General features: G+C 35.9%; 5 protein-coding genes. All 5 read left to right on the top strand.

Annotation, left to right across the window (positions count from 1 at the left end):
* Window positions 1–271: 271 nt before the first annotated feature.
* A complete protein-coding gene (locus C3945_RS11450; protein ID WP_161879787.1) occupies window positions 272–1,630 on the top strand; it encodes a lipopolysaccharide biosynthesis protein in 1,359 nt (452 codons plus the stop codon).
* Between the two features lie 97 nt (window positions 1,631–1,727).
* Window positions 1,728–2,705 carry an LCP family glycopolymer transferase gene (locus C3945_RS11445; RefSeq protein WP_161879786.1) on the top strand — a complete coding sequence of 326 codons (978 nt, stop codon included), beginning with the start codon at window positions 1,728–1,730 and terminating at the stop codon, window positions 2,703–2,705.
* Between the two features lie 94 nt (window positions 2,706–2,799).
* Window positions 2,800–3,969, top strand: a complete 1,170-nt coding sequence (locus C3945_RS11440; RefSeq protein ID WP_161879785.1) for a nucleotide sugar dehydrogenase — start codon at window positions 2,800–2,802, stop codon at window positions 3,967–3,969.
* Window positions 3,970–3,996: 27 nt separating this feature from the next.
* A complete protein-coding gene (locus tag C3945_RS11435; protein ID WP_161879784.1) occupies window positions 3,997–5,316 on the top strand; it encodes a nucleotide sugar dehydrogenase in 1,320 nt (439 codons plus the stop codon).
* Window positions 5,317–5,429: 113 nt separating this feature from the next.
* Window positions 5,430–6,383 (top strand): aryl-sulfate sulfotransferase N-terminal domain-containing protein, encoded by a 954-nt coding sequence (locus C3945_RS11430; RefSeq protein ID WP_161879783.1) that lies wholly within the window; start codon window positions 5,430–5,432, stop codon window positions 6,381–6,383.
* The last annotated feature ends 421 nt before the right edge of the window (window positions 6,384–6,804 follow it).

The raw sequence follows: 6,804 nt of genomic DNA, 5'->3' as shown, positions 1-6,804 counted from the left end.
AAATAATTGAACTAAAAGTGGTTGGCAAAGTTCTTAACTTTTCATTGCAATTTTCTAAACATTTATCTTGCAAAACACAATCGAGTCACTCTTCTTAGTAAATAGCGTTATTAAAAGACTTTTATTGTTTGCAATAGAGCAAACTTTATATAAAATTAACTACCAAAAAAATATGAATTGTGGTATCGTTCTGAGAGTGTTGTATCGGAAAAAAACAAGAAATATAAACAGAATTCATTGGAGGATTTTGTTATAGTAGGAGACACGAATCATGAAATTGTTAAAAAATATTTTTAGAGTCGCACTTGCTAATATCGCTAATTTTGGAAGCAGCTTTTTAGTAGGCTTTATCTTACCGGCGGTATTAACTGTAGCGGCATACGGACACTACAAAGAATATACTCTTTATCTTAGCTTTGTTTACATATTTAACTTAGGTTTTAATGATGGGGTATATATTAAATACGGAGGAAAAGATCCTGAAAGTGTGAATCGAGAAGAACTTCATGAAGAGCATAACTTTATTACGGTCTTTCAGTTCATCATTTTCATTGGGATGATGGCAGTCTCTCTATTTCTTCAAGATCCAATATTAATTCTCTTTTCCATTGTTACTTTCTTTAGGGTTCTGACAACCTATCACCAAAACTTTGCTCAGGCAACAGGTGATTTCAAGTTATTCTCAAACGGTAACATCTTAAAAAGCATCATTTATATAGGTACATTGCTTTTCGCTATGTTCGTATTAAGAAGCGACAATTACCTTGTCTATGTCTTAATGAGTGTGTTGTCACACATTACGATTTATCTATTGTATGAAATAACATATATTAAACGCTATGGTTATAGAAAAACCTTAAATTTAAAAGGGAAATTCAACCTTTTTTATGTAGGGATTTTTATTCTCTTAGCGAATATGTCCTTAACTTTTGTAGGGAATGTAGGGAGTTGGGTAGTTAACTTCGGTTTTGATGTAGAGTCATTTGCTCAATATTCCTTCCAAAACTCAGTACTTAATTTAATTTTGCTTATTGTTAATGCTGTTGGAATGGTGTTTTATAATGTGATATCGCAACATGAAAATCAAACCATGCTAAAATTAACCAAACGTATTTGCCTTTTCCTAGGTGTCTTTAGTGGGTTAGGATTTTTTGCTTTTAGATGGGTCATTGAATATTTCCTTCCTCAGTACGTTCAGGCGGTTGATTTACTATCAATCACTTTCATATCGATTCCTTATATTATGGTAACAAAAATCATTATTGCGAATTTATATAAATCTAGAAAAAATGAGAAGAAGTATTTAAAAGATGTTGGTCTGTTTGCTTTAGCTGCATTCGGTGGAGTAGTGGCTGTGTATTATCTAACGCACAGCTTAGAAGCCATCGCCCTTGCAACAACCGGAGCCTACATTGTGTGGTTCTTATATACAACTCGAATAGAGTATAATTATTTGAAGAGTACCAATAAAGAATTATTGCTTTTGTTAAGCCACTTTATTGTTTTTTTCTTTACTTCAACTCAGTTGACTATTCTACAAGGAGCTAGCGCCTATTTCTTTTATATAGTAGTTGTAACAGTATTATTTAAAAAAGAATTCAAAGGACTAATTGATTATGCTAGAAAATAGAGAATTCTGTCACGAACTTGTACGATTATAGACTCTAAAACAGCATATCTTTCATGTAAAATGATAGTCATAAAGAAGTAGAGAAAGGAATTAAAAAATGAATCAACAATCCAGAAGCAATCGTAAAAGAAAAAAGAAATCCTCTGTTGGTAAAATCATCTTAAAAGTATTGCTGGTATTTTTACTATTGTTTGTTATAGCAGGAGGAGTAGTAGCTTGGCGTGTCTATTCTGATTTAAGAACGACTACAGATGATATGTATGAAGAAGTGGAGTCACAAGAGCAACATACAGCACGCGTCAATAAACCAGTAGTCGTTGATGACGGGGAAGACCCATTTTCTGTTTTAATAATGGGTATTGATACAGGTGAGTTTGATCGTAACTATCAGGGAAGATCTGATACGATGATGCTATTAACAGTCAATCCAAATACTGATAAAACAAGCATCTTAAGTATTCCCCGTGATACCTATACAGAAATTGTGGGTCGCGGTCATAAAGATAAAATTAACCATGCTTATGCTTTTGGTGGAGCGAGTATGGCCATGAATACTGTTCAAAATTTATTTGATATTCCTGTTGATTACTTTGTATCTGTTAACATGGAAAGTATGCAGCAAATTGTCGATGCGGTTGGTGGCATTAGTGTGGTACCACCCCTTACTTTCTCCCAAGGAGGGTATTCATTTGTTGAGGGTCAAGCGACTACTATGAATGGAGCTAAGGCACTTGAATACTCTCGCATGAGAAAGAGCGATCCGGACGGAGATTATGGTCGTCAGCATAGACAGAGACAAGTTATCGAAGGGACGATGAAAAGTATTGCTTCTTTAGATTCTATTATGAACTACCGTAACATTCTAGGAACAATGAGCCATTCTATGAGAACGAATATGAACTTTGATGATATGCTAGATATGTTTAATAATTACCGCAGTTCTGTATCCAACGTCGAACAATTACAATTATCAGGCTATGGCGACAGAATAAATGGGATATACTATGAAATCATTCCTCAAGAAGAAATTAATCGTGTCAGTTCGTACTTGAAATCTGAATTAGAGTTAAACTAAAGAAAAGGAGCACGAATGTGCTCCTTTTCTCGTTGTTACACTAATCACAATCATGTATAATAAATAAGAGTTTAAGAAGGGAAGGGAAATTAATATGAATATAACAGTAGTAGGAATGGGATATGTTGGATTATCTAATGCGATTCTTCTATCTCAAAACCATTCAGTAAAAGCACTAGAGGTCATTGAAGAAAAAGTTGAAATGATCAATAAAAAACTATCCCCAATAGTTGACAAAGAAATATCATATTATCTAGCGAATAAGGAGTTAGATATTACTGCTACAACAAATAAAGAAGAAGCATATGCAGACAAACCTGAATACGTTGTGATTGCTGCACCAACTAATTATGACGATAAAACGAACTTCTTCGACACGTCATTGGTAGAATCAGTCATTGAAGATGTTTTACACTATTCTCCAGAATCAGTAATGATTATTAAATCGACTATTCCTGTAGGTTATACTAAGTCAGTCAGAGAGAAATATAATACAGATAAAATTATTTTCTCACCAGAGTTTCTTCGAGAAGGGAGCGCCCTTTATGATAACCTATATCCAAGCCGAGTCATCTTGGGTGAAAAGTCTGAACGTGCTCAAGTCTTTGCTAATTTACTAGTCGAAGGTGCAATAGCTGAAGATATTAATGTGTTGTTAATGGAATCAACTGAAGCAGAAGCTGTTAAATTGTTCGCAAACACGTATTTAGCCTTACGAGTAGCTTACTTCAACGAATTAGACACATACGCCGAAGTACATGGATTAGACACTCAGTCCATCATTGATGGGGTGTCATTAGACCCACGTATTGGGGATCACTATAATAACCCGTCATTTGGATACGGTGGTTACTGTTTGCCTAAAGACACAAAGCAGCTACTCGCAAACTATGATAAAGTACCAAATAACTTGATTAGAGCAATTGTTGATGCCAACAGAACACGTAAAGACTTTATTGCGGACCAGGTATTAGCCAGAAACCCTAAAAAAGTTGGGGTTTACCGTTTAGTTATGAAATCTGGATCAGATAACTTCCGTGCATCTTCCATTCAAGGAATCATGAAACGTATAAAAGCTAAAGGGGTAGAAGTAGTTGTTTATGAACCAGTCCTGGAAGAAGAGACATTTTATAATTCAAGAGTGAATAATGACTTAGAGTCTTTCAAGAATGAAGTCGATGTAATCGTGGCTAACCGTATTACTGAGGATATTGCTGATGTAGTAGACAAGGTGTATACTAGAGACTTGTATAACGATAATTAATCATATTAAAAACCTCTGGAGGTTATCATGTCACTATATAATGAGCTAGTCGAAAAAAGAGAGAAAATAGCTTTAATAGGTTTAGGTTACGTTGGGATGCCAATCGCAGTAGCTTTTGCAAAAAAAGTCAATGTTATTGGTTTTGATACCAATAAAGCAAAAGTGGGACAGTATAAACGAGGTATCGACCCGACAAAAGAAGTGGGTAATGATGTCATAAAAGAGACATCAGTAGAATTTACATCAGATGAAGCGCGATTAAAAGAAGCCAAGTTTCATATTGTGGCTGTACCGACTCCCGTGCGTCCTGATCATACACCTAACTTGCAACCTGTTGAGGCAGCGAGCAGAACCTTAGGTCGAAATTTGACAAAAGGATCAATTGTTGTCTATGAATCAACTGTATATCCTGGGGTTACAGAAGATATTTGCGTGCCTATATTGGAAGAAGAATCGGGTTTGAAAGCTGGTATAGATTTCAAAGTCGGCTTTTCACCCGAACGTATTAACCCAGGGGATAAAGTGCATACGCTCGAGAATATTGTAAAGGTAGTATCTGGAATTGATGAGGAATCCCTTAATGATATTGCAAAGACTTATGAATTAGTCGTTGAGGCCGGCGTCCATCGTGCGGAATCAATTAAAGTAGCAGAAGCATCAAAAGTCATTGAAAATGCACAGAGAGATGTCAATATTGCTTTTGTTAATGAACTTTCTATGATTTTTGACCGCATGGACATTGATACCAATGCCGTCTTAGAAGCGGCTAAAACCAAATGGAACTTTTTACCATTCACGCCTGGTTTGGTGGGAGGTCACTGCATTGGTGTTGACCCTTATTACTTGACTTACCGTGCGGAACAATTAGGCTATAAATCTCAAGTCATTATGGCTGGCAGACGAATTAATGATGAGATGGGAAGCTATGTTGTCTCAAATGTCATTAAGCAATTAATTAAAGCTAATATTGTTGTTCAGAATGCTAAAGTAGCCATTTTAGGGTTTACTTTTAAAGAAAATTGTCCGGATACTCGAAACACACGTGTTATCGATATAGTGAACGAATTAAATGAGTACGGTATTAGCCCACTCATAGTTGATCCTCAGGCAGACACTGAAGAAGCTAATGATGAATATGGCATTAGTTTTGACAGTTTAGAAGATGTCAAAGAGATGGACGCAGTCATTGTAGCAGTCAATCATTCTGAGTTTGTTTCATTATCTAATGAACAGTATGAGTCCTTTTTTAAAAAAGGTGCTAATCACACGAAAGTATTGATAGACATTAAAGGTATTTTGGACAAAGAGTATTTCAGAGAAAACGACTATCACTATTGGGGTCTATAATAATACGAGATGAACAAAAGACTTATCAAACCATTTTCGGTTGTGATAAGTCTTTTTTTTGTTATACCCTAGGTAAAGAGAAACTAAACTGAAAGAAGGGATTTAGGTAAAAAATGAATAAAAGAGGTTTAATGTATGGCGTATTAACGATGATTGCATTGGTATTGACGGGTTGTGGGACAACGGATAACGAAGCTGAAAATGATTCGGTCGAGACAACTCAAGAAGTATATGAATTAAACGGAACCGACGAGACCAACCAAGAAGATACAAACACTATAGAAGATACTCAAGAGTCAACTAACCATACAGAAGCTCAATACACCACATCTGTAAACCAAGAGTTAATAGATGAACACGAAACGCTATATGTAGGGATATTAGATGATTACGAAAACGGAGACTGTACTTTAAATAATCCATTAATTGTTCAAGATCCATATAATCGAGCACCCTTATCAGCAATAGTTCTATTTGATACAGATGAGCCAATGCAGATTACGGTGACAGTAGAGGTAGAGACGGAAGAAACAACGTTGTCTCATACACAATCAGGTTATGAAACGAGCCATGAAATTATGGTTTTGGGACTCTACCCTGAGCGAGCGAATGAAGTCATTATTTCTGGAGAAACTGAAGAGGGTACTCTTAATGAATCAACTTTAACAATAGAGACCAACGCTGTACCAGAGGAAATGCTTGGATTCACATTGCGAGAGGCTCAACCAGAATTAATGGCAGAAGGGTTAACATTCTTATCACCCTCACGTGCTTATCCAGCAGCGGTCGATAGTAATGGTGATGTAAGATGGTACAGTTCAATTATGACATCACATCAATTAAAACGTCTAGACAATGGACTGCTCTTGTTAACGACAATGGAAGAGGAAAGAGAAGAGTATGACCATCTAACAGAAATGGATATGTTGGGACGTGTTCACCAATCTATTACTGTTGATATGAATAATGTCTTAAATAGTGCTCCTTTACATCACGACACAATCATTCTTCCAAATGGAAATTATTTAGCTCTATTACATGATGGATCAGATAAATATGTGGAATGATTATTTCGCACTTTGGAGTCCGTGAATATCCATTTCGAGTCCAGTCTTTCGCAAATCGAATCCTCCATGTTTTTGAATCAAATTCACGATTCAAGACCACCAATTCGCAGTTCAAGTCCACTTATTAGTCCCTTTTGTGTATAGTAACTTTAGAAGTCAATGACTTCTAAAATACATGAAGGAGGCTATTTTTAATGGCTAGTGAGTATTGCGGACAAAATGAGCCATCTGTGCGGAATTTAGAGCCAGGAAGTGCGGGAATCTGAGCCATTAAATGTGGATAAAAAGCCACTGACACTTCAATGAGCAGTGGCTTTTTATTTAGAAGGATTTAAATAGTACCTAGTAGTAATTTCTACTTCCTATAGTCTGAACTTTAAGCCGTGTCTTTCTCGCATAGAAACTTCACCATCAATTAAAA

The sequence above is a fragment of the Alkalibacterium sp. MB6 genome, from assembly GCF_009935905.1.
In the GTDB taxonomy this organism is placed as follows: domain Bacteria; phylum Bacillota; class Bacilli; order Lactobacillales; family Carnobacteriaceae_A; genus Alkalibacterium.
The sequence above is the reverse complement of the archived record's forward strand: the minus strand, read 5'-3'. Positions and strand labels throughout refer to the sequence as shown.